The 16,566-nt window shown below is 65.9% G+C and carries 15 protein-coding genes; 6 read left to right on the top strand and 9 right to left on the bottom strand.

Annotation, left to right across the window (positions count from 1 at the left end; all coding sequences use genetic code 11):
• Positions 1 to 50 precede the first annotated feature (50 nt).
• Together E5673_RS02370 and gltX are read right to left on the bottom strand one after the other, a co-directional pair.
• Positions 51 to 716 (bottom strand): TonB family protein, encoded by a 666-nt coding sequence (locus E5673_RS02370; RefSeq protein ID WP_136188791.1) that lies wholly within the window; start codon positions 714 to 716, stop codon positions 51 to 53.
• Between the two features lie 532 nt (positions 717 to 1,248).
• Positions 1,249 to 2,574 (bottom strand): glutamate--tRNA ligase, encoded by a 1,326-nt coding sequence (gene gltX, locus E5673_RS02365; RefSeq protein ID WP_136188790.1) that lies wholly within the window; start codon positions 2,572 to 2,574, stop codon positions 1,249 to 1,251.
• Positions 2,575 to 2,671: 97 nt separating this feature from the next.
• On the opposite strand from gltX, the gene E5673_RS02360 reads away from it, so the two are divergent.
• The gene (locus E5673_RS02360) at positions 2,672 to 3,610 is read left to right on the top strand and encodes a ribose-phosphate pyrophosphokinase (RefSeq protein WP_056064113.1); all 939 of its coding nucleotides are present in this window, start codon (positions 2,672 to 2,674) and stop codon (positions 3,608 to 3,610) included.
• 186 nt (positions 3,611 to 3,796) lie between these two features.
• Here the strand turns inward: E5673_RS02360 and E5673_RS02355 are convergent, their stop codons facing one another.
• Positions 3,797 to 4,126 carry a PilZ domain-containing protein gene (locus tag E5673_RS02355; RefSeq protein WP_056487867.1) on the bottom strand — a complete coding sequence of 110 codons (330 nt, stop codon included), beginning with the start codon at positions 4,124 to 4,126 and terminating at the stop codon, positions 3,797 to 3,799.
• Positions 4,127 to 4,466: 340 nt separating this feature from the next.
• Between E5673_RS02355 and sucC the strand changes: the two genes are divergently transcribed.
• The 4 genes from sucC (at position 4,467) to E5673_RS02335 (ending at position 8,801) form a co-directional block, all read left to right on the top strand.
• Positions 4,467 to 5,669, top strand: a complete 1,203-nt coding sequence (gene sucC, locus E5673_RS02350; protein ID WP_056053980.1) for an ADP-forming succinate--CoA ligase subunit beta — start codon at positions 4,467 to 4,469, stop codon at positions 5,667 to 5,669.
• Between the two features lie 234 nt (positions 5,670 to 5,903).
• Entirely contained in the window at positions 5,904 to 6,650 is a 747-nt protein-coding gene (locus tag E5673_RS02345) for an electron transfer flavoprotein subunit beta/FixA family protein (protein ID WP_136188789.1), read from the top strand.
• Positions 6,647 to 7,576 (top strand): electron transfer flavoprotein subunit alpha/FixB family protein, encoded by a 930-nt coding sequence (locus tag E5673_RS02340; RefSeq protein ID WP_136188788.1) that lies wholly within the window; start codon positions 6,647 to 6,649, stop codon positions 7,574 to 7,576. Before E5673_RS02345 ends, E5673_RS02340 begins: the two co-directional genes overlap by 4 nt.
• Before the next feature lie 469 nt (positions 7,577 to 8,045).
• The gene (locus tag E5673_RS02335; RefSeq protein WP_136188787.1) at positions 8,046 to 8,801 is read left to right on the top strand and encodes a TonB family protein; all 756 of its coding nucleotides are present in this window, start codon (positions 8,046 to 8,048) and stop codon (positions 8,799 to 8,801) included.
• On the opposite strand, the gene E5673_RS02330 is transcribed toward E5673_RS02335, so the two are convergent.
• Positions 8,787 to 9,890, bottom strand: coding sequence for an acyltransferase (locus tag E5673_RS02330; RefSeq protein ID WP_136188786.1), 1,104 nt, complete (start codon positions 9,888 to 9,890; stop codon positions 8,787 to 8,789). The two genes, E5673_RS02335 and E5673_RS02330, sit on opposite strands and share 15 nt — an antisense overlap.
• A 109-nt stretch (positions 9,891 to 9,999) precedes the next feature.
• On the opposite strand from E5673_RS02330, the gene E5673_RS02325 reads away from it, so the two are divergent.
• Complete coding sequence (locus tag E5673_RS02325; RefSeq protein ID WP_136188785.1) at positions 10,000 to 11,229, top strand: dipeptidase; 1,230 nt, start codon at positions 10,000 to 10,002, stop codon at positions 11,227 to 11,229.
• Positions 11,230 to 11,371: 142 nt separating this feature from the next.
• On the opposite strand, the gene E5673_RS02320 is transcribed toward E5673_RS02325, so the two are convergent.
• The 5 genes from E5673_RS02320 to E5673_RS02300 all read right to left on the bottom strand — a co-directional run bounded on the left by E5673_RS02320 (position 11,372) and on the right by E5673_RS02300 (position 16,391).
• The gene (locus E5673_RS02320; protein ID WP_247599535.1) at positions 11,372 to 12,604 is read right to left on the bottom strand and encodes an MFS transporter; all 1,233 of its coding nucleotides are present in this window, start codon (positions 12,602 to 12,604) and stop codon (positions 11,372 to 11,374) included.
• Positions 12,594 to 13,598, bottom strand: a complete 1,005-nt coding sequence (locus E5673_RS02315) for a histone deacetylase family protein (RefSeq protein WP_136188783.1) — start codon at positions 13,596 to 13,598, stop codon at positions 12,594 to 12,596. The genes E5673_RS02320 and E5673_RS02315 overlap by 11 nt, the downstream gene beginning before the upstream one ends.
• Positions 13,599 to 13,689: 91 nt before the next feature.
• Positions 13,690 to 14,247: a 2'-5' RNA ligase family protein gene (locus E5673_RS02310; protein ID WP_136188782.1), complete on the bottom strand. Its 558-nt coding sequence runs from the start codon at positions 14,245 to 14,247 to the stop codon at positions 13,690 to 13,692.
• 215 nt (positions 14,248 to 14,462) lie between these two features.
• A complete protein-coding gene (locus E5673_RS02305) occupies positions 14,463 to 16,028 on the bottom strand; it encodes a lysine--tRNA ligase (protein WP_136188781.1) in 1,566 nt (521 codons plus the stop codon).
• Positions 16,029 to 16,085: 57 nt separating this feature from the next.
• A complete protein-coding gene (locus E5673_RS02300; protein WP_056053958.1) occupies positions 16,086 to 16,391 on the bottom strand; it encodes a hypothetical protein in 306 nt (101 codons plus the stop codon).
• Between the last annotated feature and the right edge of the window lie 175 nt (positions 16,392 to 16,566).

Below are 16,566 nucleotides of genomic sequence, written 5' to 3'. Positions count from 1 at the left end.
CCAAGATAGGGGGGCGGAGCCGGCTAGGCCAGCCCCGCACCGCTCAAGCTTTAGTTCTGGAGCACAAACGTCAGCGCCATCGATCGCCACGCCTCGACCGGGACGCCGTCTCGGGTCGCCGGCTTGAACCGCCATTTCGCCAGCGCCCGGTCCAGCGTCGCGCGGTAGAACGCGTCGGTGGTCGCGCTGACCCGCTCGACCTGTTTCACGCGACCGTCGATGCCCACGAGTACGCGCACCACGACGCGACCCTCGCGTTCGGCGCGACGTTCCTCGGACGGGTAGCTCGGCTGGAATTCGGCGGCATAGCGCGGGTCGATCCCGGGCTGGACGAACAGCGGCGGCAGTTTCGGCGGATCGACCGCGACGGTGCCCGTTCCGGTGCCTTCGACTCCGATCGGCAGCGTGTAGGGCAGCGGATCGGGGGCGACCGTGAAGCCACCGGTTTGCGGTATCTGCACTACCGTAATCGGTGCGTCGGGACGCGGGGCGGGGCGCGGTTGCTGGCGGACCAGCGGATCGGCGGGCGGTACCGGCTCGGGCGGCGGTGGCGGCGTGTACGGCACATAGGTGACGAGCGGCTTGTCGGGCACGAACGGCAGCACGTTGGGCGCAGCGAAGAACAAGGCTCCGATCACCGCGCAATTGATCGCCAGCGCGACGCCGAGGCTCCCGGGATTGAATCCGCCCGTCCGGTTCAGTCGATCCGCGTACATTACCGTCTCCTTCGCTTCTCCTCGAGGATGGCGGCGAGATAGGTACCGCCGGTTGGGATGGTACATCATTACATTTCGGGGGCAAGGGGGTTGGAGAGGAGGTGAGGGAATGTCTGGGCGCTATTTTATTGGCGTCTCGTAAGCGCCGGATACGATCGCAGTTTGCTTGGCCAGGCGGAATGGTTCGACGCACAAAATCGGACCAGTTTTGCAGCGATCTCAGCTCCACCGCCACCACCCCGGCGTAGGCCGGGGCCCAGTTGGGGGACGTCGCTAACTGAAGCAGGCGCTACGCTACCGCGACCTTTCCAGCTGGGCCCCGGCCTCCGCCGGGGTGGTGCTTTGTGGGGGGGGGGCGGTGCTTTTTCGATCACGGGCAAAGTGACGCCCGGCAAAGTTATAGTCCGTTGCGATCGGATCGACGGTAGCCCGCCCTTCCTTGTTCTCCCGCGAAGGCGGGAGTCCAGTCTGGGCTCCCGCCTTCGCGGGAGAACATGCTTTTCGAGAGCCGAACGACCTTCAGGACGCGAGATCAGCGCGCGGCCAACCGCTCCAAAGCCCGCTCCCGCCCGATCAGCGGCAGCAACGCCGCCATATCCGGCCCATGATCACGCCCCGTCAGCGCGCGCCGCAGCGGCAGGAACAACGCCTTACCCTTGCGCCCCGTCTCCGCCTTCAACCGAGCCGTCAGCGCGTGCCAAGGATCGCTCGACCAATCGATCTCCCCAGCCGCCACCAGCGCCTGGTCGAGATACGCCGCGTCGATATCGCCCTCGACCGCAACCGGCCCCTCGATCACACCCCACCAGTCCGCCGTATCCGCCAGCGTCACGAGGTTCGGCCGCACCGCCTCCCACGCCGCCACGTCCATGCCCTCGGGCAACCGCTCAGCCACCGCCTCATACGGCAGCGCATGCAGTATCCGTGCGTTCAGCGCCGCCAGTTCCGCCTCGTCGAACCGCGCCGGTGCCCGCCCGAACCGCGCAAAGTCGAACCCTGCGATCAGCGGCGCGGCATCGGCGATCGGCTCGACCGGGTCGCTCGTCCCGATCCGCGCGAGCAGCGCGCGCACCGCCTGCGGCTCGATCCCGACCTCGCGGAAATGATCGACGCCGAGCGAGCCGAACCGCTTCGACAGCTTGCCCTCCGCGCCAGTCAGCAATGCCTCATGCGCAAACCGGGGCGGCGTCACGCCGAGCCCCGCGAACATCTGCAACTGGAGCGCGGTGTTCGACACATGGTCCTCGCCCCGCACGACATGCGTCACCCCCATCTCGGCATCGTCGATCGCCGACGGCAGCATATACAGCCACGATCCGTCTGCGCGGCGGATTACCGGATCGCTCATCGTCTTCGCCTCGAAATGCGCCACGCCGCGGATCAGGTCGTCCCACGCGATCGCCGAGTCGTGATCGAGCTTGAACCGCCAATGCGGCTGCACCCCGTCCGCCTCCAACTTCGCCCGCGCATCGTCATCCAACGCCAGCGCAGCGCGATCATAGATCGGCGGCAACCCGCGCCCAGCCTGAATCTTCCGCTTCAGGTCGAGCTCCTGCGTGGTCTCGTACGCCGGATACACGTGCCCGCTCGCGACCAGTGCCGCGAACCGCGCCTCGTACAGAGCGAACCGCGCCGACTGCCGCTCTTCCGCATCCGGCGTCATCCCGAGCCAGTCGAGATCGGCACGGATCGCGTCGACGAAGCGCTCTTCGCTACGTTCGGGATCGGTATCGTCGATCCGCAACACGAACTTCCCGCCATTGGCGCGCGCGAACATCCAGTTGTGGAGCGCGGTGCGGATGTTGCCGACATGCAGCCGGCCGGTGGGCGAGGGGGCGAAACGGGTGATCACGGTCATCCCGCCGCTGTACGGAGCGGCGCGGCGGCGGGCAAACCCTTCCACCAACGGGAAGCTGCGCCTAAGGGGTGCGGAATATCGAGCGGGAAATAGCTTCATGAAACTGATGACCGGCAATTCGAACCTGCCGCTGGCGCAGGAAATCTCCGCCTATCTCGAGATCCCGCTGACCGACGTTAGCGTGCGGCGGTTTGCGGACGAGGAGGTCTTCGTCGAGATCAACGAGAACGTCCGCGGCGAGGATGTGTTCGTGATCCAGTCGACCGGCTACCCCGCCAACGACAACCTCATGGAATTGCTGATCATGATCGACGCGCTCAAGCGCGCGTCGGCGCGGCGCATCACCGCGGTGATCCCGTACATGGGGTACGCGCGACAGGACCGGAAGCCAGGGCCGCGCACGCCGATCTCCGCCAAGCTGGTCGCGAACCTGATCACCGTCGCGGGCGCTAACCGCGTGCTGTCGGTCGACCTGCATGCCGGGCAGATCCAGGGTTTCTTCGATATCCCCACCGACAATCTCTACGCGGCGCCGGTGATGTCGGCGGACATTCTGGCACGGTTCAAGGGCAAGAACCTGATGGTCGTGTCGCCGGACGTCGGCGGCGTCGTCCGTGCACGCGTGCTCGCCAAGCGACTCGACAACGCTCCGCTCGCGATCGTCGACAAGCGACGCGAGCGCGCGGGCGAATCGGAGGTGATGAACATCATCGGCGAAGTCGAGGGGCGGTTCTGCATCCTAGTCGACGACATCGTCGATTCGGCCGGGACGCTGTGCAACGCGGCGGCGGCATTGAAGGAAGCCGGCGCCGAAGACGTCGTCGCCTATGTCACGCACGGCGTGCTGTCGGGCGGTGCAGTGGCCCGAGTCGAGGGCTCCGAACTGCGCGAGCTGGTGATCACCGATTCGATCGGGAATCACGAAGTGATCAAGGACGCCCACGGTAAGATCCGCCATCTCCAGATCGCACCGTTGCTGGGTGAAGCGATCAAGCGGATTGCAGATGAGACTAGCGTGTCGAGTCTGTTTGATTGAGAAGATAGTTTGTTTCCCCGCGAAGGCGGGGATCCAGGCTGCGCTCCCGCCTTCGCGGGAGAACACATTAAGGCAAGTTACCGTCGGCAAAGCCGCCGTCGGATGGGTTCGCTTGGGCGACCCACCGGCCGAGCCTGCGATTGCGCATCGCTACGCTCGCGCATCGGCGCGGGCGTATAGCCGCGCCTATCGCTGGCTCAGTGCCACAATATGCTCGAACACCGCCGGATGCAGCGGCTTGGCGAACGCGCAGCCATATTTGAACTTGTCGCGCCACGCGACCACCGCCTCGAGCGCCGCCAACCCAGGCAGAGTCAGCCACACCACAGTTCCCGGCCACAACGTAAAGCTCGTCTCCGCACGAAATCCCGAGAGCGACAAATCCGTCACCTCGATCTCGAATCGCGTCTGGCCCCGATCGCGCAAATGCGCGCGCATCTTGACGGCCTTGCGTAGCGCCTGACGGAGCTCCTCGCCTTTCGGTTCGGCGGGGGGGATGGGGACGGGCTGTGTCATGTCCGGAACACTGCTCCCCAAGTGGTTACTAATCTCCAAACGCCTTACGATTCGGCCGCTTGAGGTTTGGCCGCGCGTGGCTGAGCGGATGCACCATTGGCACCGGCAAAGTGGGTTCGGAACGCAATGATGCGGAGTCGGATCGCCATGGTCCTGCTGTAGAGGCGGCGGAGCGCGGCGCAAAAGGAATTGCCTTGGATCAGGAGGCCCGCAGCCATTAAATCGATCTATTGATAACGACACGCAACTGCAAATGCCTTAAGGGTGGATTTGCCGCGCGCCCTGTGCTTTACGCCCAACCAATTCCCGAGTTTCCTAAAAATTGCGTGGAGCCTTCCCGATGAACATCCATGAATACCAGGCCAAGGAACTGCTGGCCAAGTTCGGCGTCCCCGTGCCTGCCGGTTTCGCGGCACTGACCGTCGAGGAGGCCGTCGAGGCCTCGAAGAAGCTTCCCGGACCGCTCTATGTCGTCAAGGCGCAGATCCACGCCGGCGGCCGCGGCAAGGGCAAGTTCGTCGAATTGGGCCCTGATGCCAAGGGCGGCGTCCGCCTCGCCAAGACCGAGGACGAGGTTCGCGCCGCGGCGACCGACATGCTCGGCAACACGCTCGTCACGATCCAGACGGGTGACGCGGGCAAGCAGGTCAATCGCCTGTACGTCACCGACGGCGTCGACATCGACAAGGAATTCTACCTCGCGCTGACGCTCAACCGCACCACCGGCCGGGTGATGATGGTCGTCTCGACCGAAGGCGGCATGGACATCGAAGCGGTCGCGCATGACACGCCCGAGAAGATCCAGTCGATCGACATCGACCAGGCAACCGGCTTCATGCCGCATCACGGCCGCGCCGTCGCTGCTGCGTTGAAGCTCACCGGCGATCTCGCCAAGCAGGCCGCGAACACTGCGTCGAAGCTGTATGACGCGTTCATGGGCACCGATGCCGAGCAGATCGAGATCAACCCGCTCGCGGTCACCAACGACGGCAAGCTGATGGTGCTCGACGCGAAGGTCGCGTTCGACGGCAACGCGCTGTTCCGCCACAAGGACCTGCTCGAGCTGCGCGACGAGACCGAGGAAGATCCCGCCGAGCTCGAGGCGTCGAAGTACGACCTCGCCTATATCAAGCTCGATGGCGACATCGGCTGCATGGTCAACGGCGCCGGCCTCGCGATGGCGACGATGGACATCATCAAGCTCAACGGCATGTTCCCGGCCAATTTCCTCGACGTCGGCGGCGGCGCCAACAAGGAGAAGGTGACGGCGGCGTTCAAGATCATCCTCGCGGATCCGAACGTGAAGGGCATCCTCGTCAACATCTTCGGCGGCATCATGAAGTGCGACATCATCGCCGACGGCATCGTCGCCGCGGCGAAAGAAGTGAACCTTTCGGTGCCGCTCGTTGTCCGCCTCGAGGGCACGAATGTCGAGAAGGGCAAGGAGATCCTCGCGAACTCCGGCCTCGCGATCGTCCCCGCGAACGACCTCGGCGATGCGGCCAAGAAGATCGTCGCAGAGGTGCAGAAGGTCGCAGCGTAATCGCGACTGACCGCGCATACTGATTCTGCGAAAAACAGGGCTCGGGCGGAAACGTCCGGGCCCTTTTTCGTTGATGTCGTACACTATCCGGCAGGTGGTCCGATCGGCATCTCGCCGTGACGCTACGGCATAGCGATGTTTCCATACCGGACTTGCGAAAACGGCTCGAAACGGCCATCTGTCGCGCCAACGCCAGTTGGCGAAACGAATGATTTCACCTTGGAAGGAACCCCGATGAAGGTGCTGGTGCCGGTCAAGCGCGTGCTTGACTACAACGTGAAGCCCCGTGTGAAGGCGGACGGAACGGGCGTCGATCTGGCGAACGTCAAGATGAGCATGAACCCGTTCGACGAGATCGCGGTCGAAGAAGCCATCCGCCTCAAGGACAAGGGCGTAACGGAGATCGTCGTCGTCTCGATCGGCGAGCAGAAGTCGCAGGAAACGCTGCGCACCGCGCTCGCGATGGGTGCCGACCGTGCGATCCTCGTCGTCAGCGAGACCAAGGTCGAGCCGCTGGGCGTGGCCAAGATTCTCGCCAAGATCGTCGAGGAGGAAAAGCCCGACCTCGTGATCCTCGGCAAGCAGGCGATCGACGACGACAACAACCAGACCGGCCAGATGCTCGCCGGCCTCCTGAACTGGGGCCAGGGCACGTTCGCGTCGAAGGTCGAGATCGCCGACGGTTCGGTCAACGTGACGCGTGAAGTCGATGGCGGCGCGGAGACCGATACGCTGAAGCTGCCCGCGATCATCACCACCGATCTTCGCCTCAACGAGCCGCGTTACGCCTCGCTACCGAACATCATGAAGGCGAAGTCGAAGCCGATGACGCAGAAGACGCCGGCCGATTTCGGCGTCGACGTGACGCCGCGCCTGACCACGCTGAAGGTGGTCGAGCCCGCCAAGCGCTCGGCCGGGATCAAGGTCGCCGATGTCGACGCGCTGGTCGGCAAGCTCAAGGAAATGGGAGTCGCCAAGTGAAGACGCTCGTCTGGGTCGAACATGACGGTCAGGCCGTCAAGGATGCCACGCTGTCGGCGGTGACTGCCGCCTCGCAGCTTGGTGAAGTCCATCTGCTGGTCGTCGGCCAGGGCATCGACGGCGTCGCGGCCGAAGCCGCCAAGATCGCTGGCGTCGGCAAGGTGCATGTCGCGGACGACGCTGCGTTCGCGCATGCACTTGCCGAGAACGTCGCGCCGCTGATCGTCGAGCTGATGGCCAGCCACGACGCGTTCGTCGCACCGTCGACCACGCACGGCAAGAACATCGCGCCGCGCGTCGCCGCGTTGCTCGACGTCATGCAGATCAGCGACATCCTGTCGGTCGAGAGCGAAGACACGTTCACGCGGCCGATCTATGCGGGCAACGCCATTGCAACCGTCCAGTCGACCGACGCGAAGAAGGTCATCACGGTGCGCGGTACGGCGTTCGCCAAGGCTGCGACCGAGGGTGGTTCGGGCGAGATCGAGGCGGTCGCATCGACCGGCGACAAGGGTCTGTCGACCTTCGCCGGCTCGGAGATCGCCAAGAACGAGCGTCCCGAGCTGACCAGCGCGAAGATCATCGTCTCGGGCGGCCGCGCGCTTGCCTCGAGCGACCAGTTCCACGCGATGATCGATCCGCTGGCGGACAAGCTCGGCGCCGGCGTCGGCGCCTCGCGCGCGGCGGTCGACGCGGGCTATGCGCCGAACGACTATCAGGTCGGCCAGACCGGCAAGATCGTCGCCCCGGAAGTGTATGTCGCGGTCGGCATCTCGGGCGCGATCCAGCATCTCGCGGGGATGAAGGACTCGAAGGTCATCATCGCGATTAACAAGGACGAGGATGCACCGATCTTCCAGGTTGCGGACATCGGTCTGGTCGGCGACCTGTTCAAGATCGTGCCGGAGTTGACGGCGAAGCTGTAGGCGAATGCCGCTGCGCACGGCGAAGCCAAGCGCAACAGCAAGCCCGGCCGGCGGCGCTCCAGCGCCGACCGACGACGCGGGATTTACTCCCGCGTCGCGTGCCACGAACGGGCGGTGTGGCTTGGGTCGCACCGCCCGTTCTTGTGTCTGCCGAACGTGCAGGTCTGCCGACGCCGAACCGATACGCCGACAAACTGAGGTCTATCGCACCCAAGCGAGTACCACCCCGGCGAAGGCCGGGGGCCAGTTGGGTGACGTCGTTAATTGAGCGTAGCGCTTCGTTACTGCGACCTTTCCAACTGGGCCCCGGCCTTCGCCGGGGTGGTGCTTGAGTTTGGCAGGCGGCGCCTCTGGCGGTATGTCGTGTAAGCCCGATCGAGTTGCTGCTGGCAAACCTTGGAAACTCGGACCTTCCCTCACAGCCACCCATCCCGTTGCCGCCCACCTCGCTCCTCCCCAATTACCCTGCATGTACGGCGTCCACCCGAACCCGCGCGACCGCCTGATATCCGCGGCCAGCGCGGCGATACTCTGCGCCGTCATCGGCTACACGCTAATCCTCGGGCTCGGCGTCAGCATTCCCAGCGCCATCCCCGACGCGCTGAAGACGTTCGCAGTCCGCCCGAAACCCCCTCCACCACCGTCGCCTGACCAGATCATCCCCCGCCTCGTGAAAAGCCACCGCCCCGAAGGCGCCGCGTCCCCCGCCAACCTCCGCTCGAAGGCGACCGAACTCGTCGTCCCGAAGCCGATCGTACCCCCGATCGTTCCACCGCCCCCGGTCATCGCCACACTGAAACCAGGCCCCGGTAGCGACGCCACTAGCGGCGCGGCGCCCGTTCCTGGACCAGGGACCGGCGCAGGCGGCGGAGGGAACGGCACCGGTAGCGGGCGTTCCGGCAATGGCGACGGTGGTCAGGAGACCCCGCCCCGCCTCATCAAGGGCCGCTTCAAGAACAAGGATTTCCCCAATGCCGAGGCGGTAATCGGCGCGGGCGGGATCGTCGGCGTTCGCTACACCGTCGAGACCGACGGCAGCGTCACGCACTGCAGGGTCACGCGCTCCAGCGGAAACGGCGTGCTCGATGCGACCACCTGCCGCCTGATCGAACTGCGCTTCCGCTATCGCCCCTGGCTCGACACCACCGGTCGGCCAGTCCGTTCTACCGTGGTCCATAACCAGGAATGGGTGAACCAGCTCGATCCGCCGTCACGCGGTGACTAAAGCCGATCGCCCCAGCCGGCCGCCACTGAGCACCCGCGCGATTGACGGCGAGAGCGCCATCAGCACCCGCCCCAGCACGACCGTGACGCCGAGCACCAGCGGCGGCTGGACCAGCAGATAGACCGGATACAACCCCGCCCCCAGCGCGCCGGTCGCCAATCCGATCACCGGCCCGAACAGCCACAGCAGCACCAGATGATCGCAGAATGCGAGAAACCCGTAGCGCTCGATCCCGCGCAATCGGTCCGCAACATTGCTCCCAGCCAAGCCCCAGGCGAGCCGCCAGAACAGCACCGCGGAGGCCAATCGAAACACGATATCGAATGCCGCCATCAGATGCGGATATGCGTCGAAGAACGCGTTCCCCAGCAGCGCGGTCCACAGCCGTGGCGCAATCAGGACGACGAATGGCAGCCCGCATAGGGCGATGGGCCAACCCGCCGCCCGCTCCACCAGGCCAAACCGTCGCACGGCGACTCCCGCGGTAAAGAACAACAGGATCTGCGGTCGCAGCAATGGCGGAACGTGTACTCCGGACACGCTCCACACGACCACTATCGATGCGACCAGCGCCAGCCAGGCATTCGACGCGCGTACCAGACCGGGCGCGATGACCATGCAGACGAACAGGTCGCGCAGGAATGGCATCTGCACGTTGACGTCGTTTGCCTGCACGAGCGGCACCAGTTCGTTGAGTGTCCAGCCGATGCTGGTCGGCGTCGGCGCTTTCAGGTCGCCGAACGTCGCCGCCGCCCCCACCAGCACAATCGCGATCGCGTTCCACAGAACCATCGGCAGCAGGATCGTCCGCGCCTTGCCGAGCACGAACGCCGCGTAGCCCTGGCTCGTTGCGGTCGAGACGACCAGCCAGCCGGAGATCATCCCTAGCAGCGGCACAGCGCTACGTCCGAACACTTCGCCGAGCACCGTTCGCAGCACCGCCTGCCAACTGAACGCCACCGCTGCCAGTTCTTCCGCGGTCCGCCCGGTCCAGGCGTGAACGTAGACGATCCCCATGATCCCGATCAGCCGCGCGATCGCGATCGCGGTGGAGAGCCGGCTATCCGCCTCGCGCGCCGGTTCGGCCATTCCCGTGTACAATTCCGACCCTCTTCTCACGTTCGGCGAGCGCCTTACCCGGCTTGTCGCGCGCGAACACCTCCTTCAGGGTGGGGTGGACGCCATGGGGGACCAAGACATGATCGCCGCATTCCTGCTGCTGGCCGCGCAGGCGAGCCCCGACGCTGCCCTATCGCGACGCGTCGAACGCGTGCTGGAGCGCAGCCCGGTGATCGACGGGCATAACGATCTCGCCTGGGAGATCCGTGAACTGCACGACGCGAAGGTCGAGGCGGTCGATCTTTCCGTCGACACCGCGCGGCTGCCGAACCCGTTGCAGACCGACATCCCCCGGCTGCGTAAGGGTCATGTCGGCGGCCAGTTCTGGTCGGTCTACATCCCCGCCGATGCGCCGCGCGCGGTCGAGATGACGCTGGAAGAGATCGACATCGTTCGGCGCTTAGTCGCCGCCAACCCGGCGGCATTCGAACTCGCCACCACTGCCGCGGACATCCGGCGGATCGAGAAGGCCGGACGGATCGCCTCGTTGATCGGCGTCGAGGGCGGGCATCAGATCGACGGGCGGCTATCGGTGCTGCGCCAATATCGCGCGCTCGGTGTGACGTACATGACGCTGACGCACGGCAAGAGCCTGAATTGGGCGGACAGCTCGACCGACATTCCGCGCGCCAACGGGCTGAGCGACTTTGGGCGGCAGGTGGTCGCGGAGATGAACCGGATCGGGATGATTGTCGACGTGTCGCACGTGTCAGACGCGACGATGGCAGCGGCGCTGGCGGCGACCAAGGCGCCGGTGATCGCATCGCACTCCAGCGCGCGAGCGATCGCGGACGCGCCGCGGAATATCCCCGACGACCTGCTCCGCGCGATCGGCGCGAACGGCGGCGTGGTGATGGTGAACTTCTATCCCTCGTTCTTGTCTGGGGCATGGCGCGCCTGGGACGTGGCGCGCTCCGCCTATGCGAAGAGCGTCGGCGTGCCGGCAGGGGCGTACGGCGCGAAATCGCCCGCGCCTTTGGTGGCGTGGGACGCCGCGCACGCCGAGCCGCAGGTCACTGCTGCAACGGTCGCCGATCATGTCGAGCATATCGCGAAGGTCGCGGGTCACAATCATGTCGGGATCGGCGGCGATTTCGACGGTATCCAGGGAACCGGGCCGATCGGCCTGAAGGGCGTCGATGGCTATCCGCTGCTGTTCGCCGAACTGGCGCGGCGCGGGTGGAGCGATGGCGACATGGCGAAGCTGTCGGGCGGCAACGTCCTCCGCGTCATGGAGCGGGTCGAAGCGGTCGCGAAGGGAATGGCGGGCATGCCGCCGGTCGACGCGATTGACGTGGGGTCGCGGTAGAGGGGCGAGTGCACGTTGCTCGAGTTCGACCAAACCCGCCAGATCCCGTCACCCCAGCGAAAGCTGGGGTATCCCTCCGTATCAGATAACGTGGGCCAAACGATGATATCCCAGCTTTCGCTGGGACGACGGTTCGAGGCCGTCAAGGATCCGGCATCCGCTGCGGCGCGCGCGGCTCGACCACCAGTGGCGGTACCGTGCGCAACACCAGCCCGATCACCAGCGCGGCCACGCCGAGCAATAGGCAGAACGCCGTTACCCCCGGCCACCCGGCATGCGTCCACGCGAATCCACCTGCCGACCCCAGCACGCTCGACCCCATGTAATAGAAGAACAGGTAAAATGCCGCCGCCTGTCCGCGCGAGCCCTGTGCCCGCCTGCCGACCCACGCGCTCGCGATCGAATGGGCGCCGAAGAAGCCGATCGTCACCACCGCGATCCCCGCGATCACCAGCACCAGCGGCGTCATGGCGGTCAGCGCGACTCCGGCGATCAGCAGCACGACCGGGATCCAGAAGACCTTCCGCCGCCCGAGCCGCCCCGCTAGCGTGCCAAACTTCGCCGAACTCACCGACCCCAGCACGTACAGCAGGAACACGCCGCCGACTGCCGCCTGGCTGAGGCCGTAAGGTGGGCTCATCAACCGGAAGCCAGCGTAATTATAGATGGTGACGAACACGCCCATCAGCAGGAACGCCTCGAGATACAGCAGCGGCATCGCGCGATCGGTGAACAGCGCTCCGGCACTCCGCAGCAGCGCGCCCGGCCGTCCGACGCTCGGCGTGAAATTGCGCGAGAGCGGCGCGAGCCGGCGGAACGCCTCCGCCATCGCGAGGCCTGCGACGCCGACCGCGGCGAGTGCCCAGCGCCAGCCTTCAAGATCGGCGACGACGCTCACGACCAGCCGCCCGGCCATCCCGCCGAGTGCGCTGCCGGCGATATACAGTCCCATTGCCGCGCCGACCGATCCGGCGTCGACCTCCTCCGCGACATAGGCCATCGCCACCGCCGGCACGCCCGCGAGCGCGACGCCGGTCAGGAAGCGCAACACGAGCAACCCACTCCACCCCGGCACGACGGCCGCCGCCAGCGTCAGCGCGCCGGCCGCGAACATCGCCGCGATCATCAGCGGACGCCGGCCGACGCGGTCCGAGACGAACCCGGCGAACAGGATCCCGATCGCGAGTGGCCCCGTCGCCAGCGACACCGCCAGCGATGCGCCCTCCGCGGTCAACCCAAACTGCGCGGCGAACAGCGGCAGCAACGGCTGCACTGAGTACAGCAACGAGAAGGTCGAGAACCCCGCGAACAACATCGCCAGCGTCAGCCGGCGGTAGGCGGGTGTGCCGATCGCGATCGGCGCCTCAGAACCCACCAAGAAAACTCGCGACATTGTGGCCGAGTGCGTCGACCGCGTAGCCGCCTTCCATGACGATCGCGGTCGGCCAGCCCCGTGCGGAGATATCTCTGGCCAGCACCGTATAGTCGGGCGTGGTCAGCGCGAAATGCGAGATCGGATCTCCCTCCCACGTATCCGCGCCGAAGCTGACGACGAGCAGGCCGGGGTTGAATGCGGCGATCGCGTCGAGCGCGGTGGTCTGCGCGGTGCGGAAGGCAGCGATCTGCGTGCCGTGGGGAAGCGGGAGGTTTAGCGTGGTGCCGAGTCCTTCGCCGTCGCCGGTCTCGTCGGCATGACCCCAGTAGAACGGGTAGTCGGTCTTCGGATCCGCGTGGACCGAGGCGTAGAACACGTCGCCGCGGGCGTAGAAGATGTCCTGCGTGCCGTTGCCGTGGTGATAGTCGATGTCGAGGATCGCGACGCGGGCGACACCGGCGTCGCGCGCGGCCTGCGCGGCGATCGCGGCGGTGTTGAGGTGGCAATATCCGCCGCAATAGTCCGCGCCGGCGTGGTGGCCGGGCGGGCGGCACAGCGCGAATGCCGCGCGGTCACCGTCCAGGACCACGTGGGTCGCGGCGAGCGCGGACTGCGCGCTGCCATAGGAGGCGGCCCAGGTCTCGGGGGTGATTGGCGTGGTCGCATCGAAGCTGTGCGCGCCGATCAGCGCGTCGATCCGGGTGAGATCGAGCGGCCGGCGGCCGCGGATCGGGAAGGTGTAGGGGATCGCATCGCCTTCCCGCCCCGCCTCGCGCCAAAGTCGCGCGGCGTCTTTCAGGAACGTGAGATAGCTGGGCGAGTGCACCGCGAGGATCGGTCCTTCACCACGATCCTCCGGCGTCTCGACCGGACCGATCGCGCGGAGGATCGCGTCGATCCGCGCGGGCGTCTCGGCATAGGCGGTGAACGCACCGTTGTGGAGTTCGCGCGCGGGCGCATGGGTTCGCTGGGCGTCGTCGAAGAACAGCCGCATTGTTGCTCCTTGGTGCGCGGTCACGAGGGAAGAACCAACCGAACGCGTCCGGGGTCCTACGGGATCGCGCGCGTCCGGCAAATTCGAAGGCTCAGAACAGGGCCAACTGCCGATCGTCGTCGCCGCTCAGCAGCCAGCGGCCGAGCACATCGTGTCGCGTTCGCCCTATATGGCTGTGGACCAGTACGAACGCATCCACGTCCCAGCCGATCGGCGCGATGTCTTGCGTGAACGGCGCGCCGTCGCGGTAGCCGAGCGTCATGTGAGCACTCGAGCGAAATCCAGCGCGGGCGCGTAGCCCTGCCGCCTCGCGCGCTACGGCGATCCGCTGATACAATGCGGCGAAGGATGCGTTCTTCCGGCGGGGACGCATCGCAATGGATCGATCGCTGCCGATCACGGTATCGAACTCGATCCCGAACGGCGCTGCCTCGACCGCATCGCCCATCGCCTTCAGGTCCCGCTCCAGCGCGGTCGATACGCGGTCTTGGTCATCGAGGATGTCGATTGTGACGTGGAGATGCTCGGGGCGCAGCTTGTCCCCGTCGGCCTCGAACCACGACGCTGCGGCGGTGATCTGACGCGCTAGCGGGAGTGGCGGGCGAAGCGCGAAGAACAGGCGATGACGCGCGAGCGGTCGATGGAACATGCCGGTTTCCGAATCGGGGGAGGCGGACCTGTTGCTAATATGTTCTACCAAATTCGTCTAGGTAGCGCGCGAAATCGAAGGGCTCCATGCACCACCCCGGCGAAGGCCGGGGCCCAATTGGAAAGGTCACGGTAACGAAGCGTGCAGGGGAGTTAGCAACGTCCCCCAATTGGGCCCCGGCCTCCGGCGGGGTGGTGCATCCCTTCCGGATTGCCTTACCGCGCTAATGCCTCAGCGATCAGCTTCCGCGAGTTCGCCACGCCGTACAGCGCGATGAAGCTGCCCATCCGCGGGCCCTGCTCGGAGCCGAGCAACGTCTCGTACAACGCCTTGAACCAGTCGCGCAGGTTCTCGAACCCGCCGGTCTTGCCGATTTCGTAGACGATGTTCTGGATATCCTCTGCGCTCGCCTCCGCCGGCAGCGCGGCGAGTTCCGCGTCCAGCCGCTCCAGCGCCGCGACCTCGACACCCTCGGGCGCGCGGCGCTTCAACGTCGGCGCGACAAAATCACGGCTATAGGCCAGTGCATAGCCGATTAGCCGATCGAGCTCGGGATATTTCGCGGCCGACGCATCGGGCACATAGTTCGCCAGATAGCCCCAGACCTGCTCCTTGCTCGCATCGCCCATCACGCCGACAAGGTTGAGGAGCAGTCCGAACGTCACCGGCAGTTCGCCGGTCGGCAGCTTGCCGTCGTGGATGTGATGGACCGGATTGCCGAGCTTCTGCTTCAGGTCTTGGCCCGCATAATTCCCGCGGAACTGCCAATACTCGTCCACAGCGCGCGGGATCACGCCCATGTGCAGCGACTTGGCCTTCTTGGGCTCGCGGTACGCATAGAACGCCAGCGATTCCTCGGGACCATAGGTCAGCCACTGCTCGAGGCTCAGGCCATTACCCTTCGACTTCGAGATCTTCTCGCCATTCTCGTCGAGGAACATCTCGTAGTTGAAGCCCTCGGGCGGGCGCCCGCCGAGCACGCGCGCGATCTTCGACGACTGCGTGACCGAATCGATCAGATCCTTGCCCGCCATCTCGTAATCGACGCCGAGCGCGACCCAGCGCATCGCCCAGTCGACCTTCCACTGGAGCTTGGCCTTGCCGCCGAGCACGCTCTGTTCGATCCGCTGGCCTTCGTCTTCGAACGCGATCAGGCCCGTCTCGGCATCGATCACCTCGATCGGCACCTGCAACACGATGCCGCTGGTCGGCGAAATCGGCAGTACTGGCGAATACGTCGCGCGACGCTCTGCCCGCAGCGTCGGCAGCATCACGTCCTGGATACCCTGGAAGTGGCGGAGCACACCCTTCAACGCCTCGTCGAACCGCCCGCCGGTGTAATATTCGGTCGACGACGCGAACTCGTAGTCGAAACCGTAGCGGTCCAGGAATTCGCGCAGGATCGCGTTGTTATGCGCGGCAAAGCTCGAATGCGTGCCAAACGGATCGGGGATCTGCGTCAGCGGCTTGCCGAGATGTTCGCGCAGCATGTCGCCGTTGGGGACATTGTCCGGCACTTTCCGCAGGCCGTCCATGTCGTCAGAGAACGCGATCAGCCGCGTCGGCGTATCGCTCAGAGCGTGGAAGGCGTTGCGCACCATCGTCGTGCGCAACACTTCGTTGAACGTGCCGATGTGCGGCAGGCCCGACGGTCCATAGCCCGTCTCGAACAGCACCGGATCGCCCGACTTGCCGTTCGGATACCGCTTGAGGAGTTTGCGCGCCTCCTCGTACGGCCAGGCTTTGGACTCGAGGGCGGCGGTGCGGAGTTCGTCGGTCATGATACAGCGCGACTAGCGCGTGCATTCGTGTCCGTCACCCCCACCGCCGCTCGCGACTCAGCGGCAACGATCCTTCGCGGTGATCGTCCGGTCGACCGCACGGCCACCGAGCGCACCCGCTGCGCCGCCGGCGAGCGTGCCGAGCAAGCCTCCGCCGACCGCATTGCCGAGCACCGCGCCGCCGACGCCGCCTGCGACGAGGCCGGTCGTGCCGCTCGAATGACGGCAACGCTTGGCGCGGTAACGACGGTCATGGCCGCGATATTCGCGCTTCGAGCGCGCCTCGGCCTTGCCCGTGGGGATCACGGCAGCCGCCGGGATTGCGAGCGAGAGCGCGCTCAGCGCCATGAGAAACTTCCGCATGATGATCGTCCCTGTTGATGTAGGTAAAGTTCGATATCGATGAGTGCGCAACGCACGTAGACCGTGCCGGTTGCGTAACGGCCGATATGGGTGCCGATACAATCCTTCCCCGCCAGGGGGAGGTGGCGCCGAAGGCGTCGGAGGGGGAGGACACGGAACCCCGGTGATCGCTTAC

Source organism: Sphingomonas sp. PAMC26645 (genome assembly GCF_004795835.1).
Classification (GTDB): Bacteria; Pseudomonadota; Alphaproteobacteria; order Sphingomonadales; family Sphingomonadaceae; genus Sphingomonas.
Note: the sequence above shows the minus strand (reverse complement) of the source record. Positions and strands in the feature narration are given on the sequence as shown.

Excerpts from the sequence above, each read along its gene's own strand:
- E5673_RS02310 (WP_136188782.1), bottom strand. The coding sequence starts at position 14,247 with ATGTTCCATCGACCGCTCGCGCGTCATCGCCTGTTCTTCGCGCTTCGC.
- sucC (WP_056053980.1), top strand. The coding sequence starts at position 4,467 with ATGAACATCCATGAATACCAGGCCAAGGAACTGCTGGCCAAGTTCGGC.
- E5673_RS02355 (WP_056487867.1), bottom strand. The coding sequence starts at position 4,126 with ATGACACAGCCCGTCCCCATCCCCCCCGCCGAACCGAAAGGCGAGGAG.
- E5673_RS02330 (WP_136188786.1), bottom strand. The coding sequence starts at position 9,890 with ATGGCCGAACCGGCGCGCGAGGCGGATAGCCGGCTCTCCACCGCGATC.
- E5673_RS02335 (WP_136188787.1), top strand. The coding sequence starts at position 8,046 with ATGTACGGCGTCCACCCGAACCCGCGCGACCGCCTGATATCCGCGGCC.
- E5673_RS02305 (WP_136188781.1), bottom strand. The coding sequence starts at position 16,028 with ATGACCGACGAACTCCGCACCGCCGCCCTCGAGTCCAAAGCCTGGCCG.
- E5673_RS02360 (WP_056064113.1), top strand. The coding sequence starts at position 2,672 with ATGAAACTGATGACCGGCAATTCGAACCTGCCGCTGGCGCAGGAAATC.
- gltX (WP_136188790.1), bottom strand. The coding sequence starts at position 2,574 with ATGACCGTGATCACCCGTTTCGCCCCCTCGCCCACCGGCCGGCTGCAT.
- E5673_RS02370 (WP_136188791.1), bottom strand. The coding sequence starts at position 716 with ATGTACGCGGATCGACTGAACCGGACGGGCGGATTCAATCCCGGGAGC.
- E5673_RS02315 (WP_136188783.1), bottom strand. The coding sequence starts at position 13,598 with ATGCGGCTGTTCTTCGACGACGCCCAGCGAACCCATGCGCCCGCGCGC.
- E5673_RS02345 (WP_136188789.1), top strand. The coding sequence starts at position 5,904 with ATGAAGGTGCTGGTGCCGGTCAAGCGCGTGCTTGACTACAACGTGAAG.
- E5673_RS02300 (WP_056053958.1), bottom strand. The coding sequence starts at position 16,391 with ATGCGGAAGTTTCTCATGGCGCTGAGCGCGCTCTCGCTCGCAATCCCG.
- E5673_RS02325 (WP_136188785.1), top strand. The coding sequence starts at position 10,000 with ATGATCGCCGCATTCCTGCTGCTGGCCGCGCAGGCGAGCCCCGACGCT.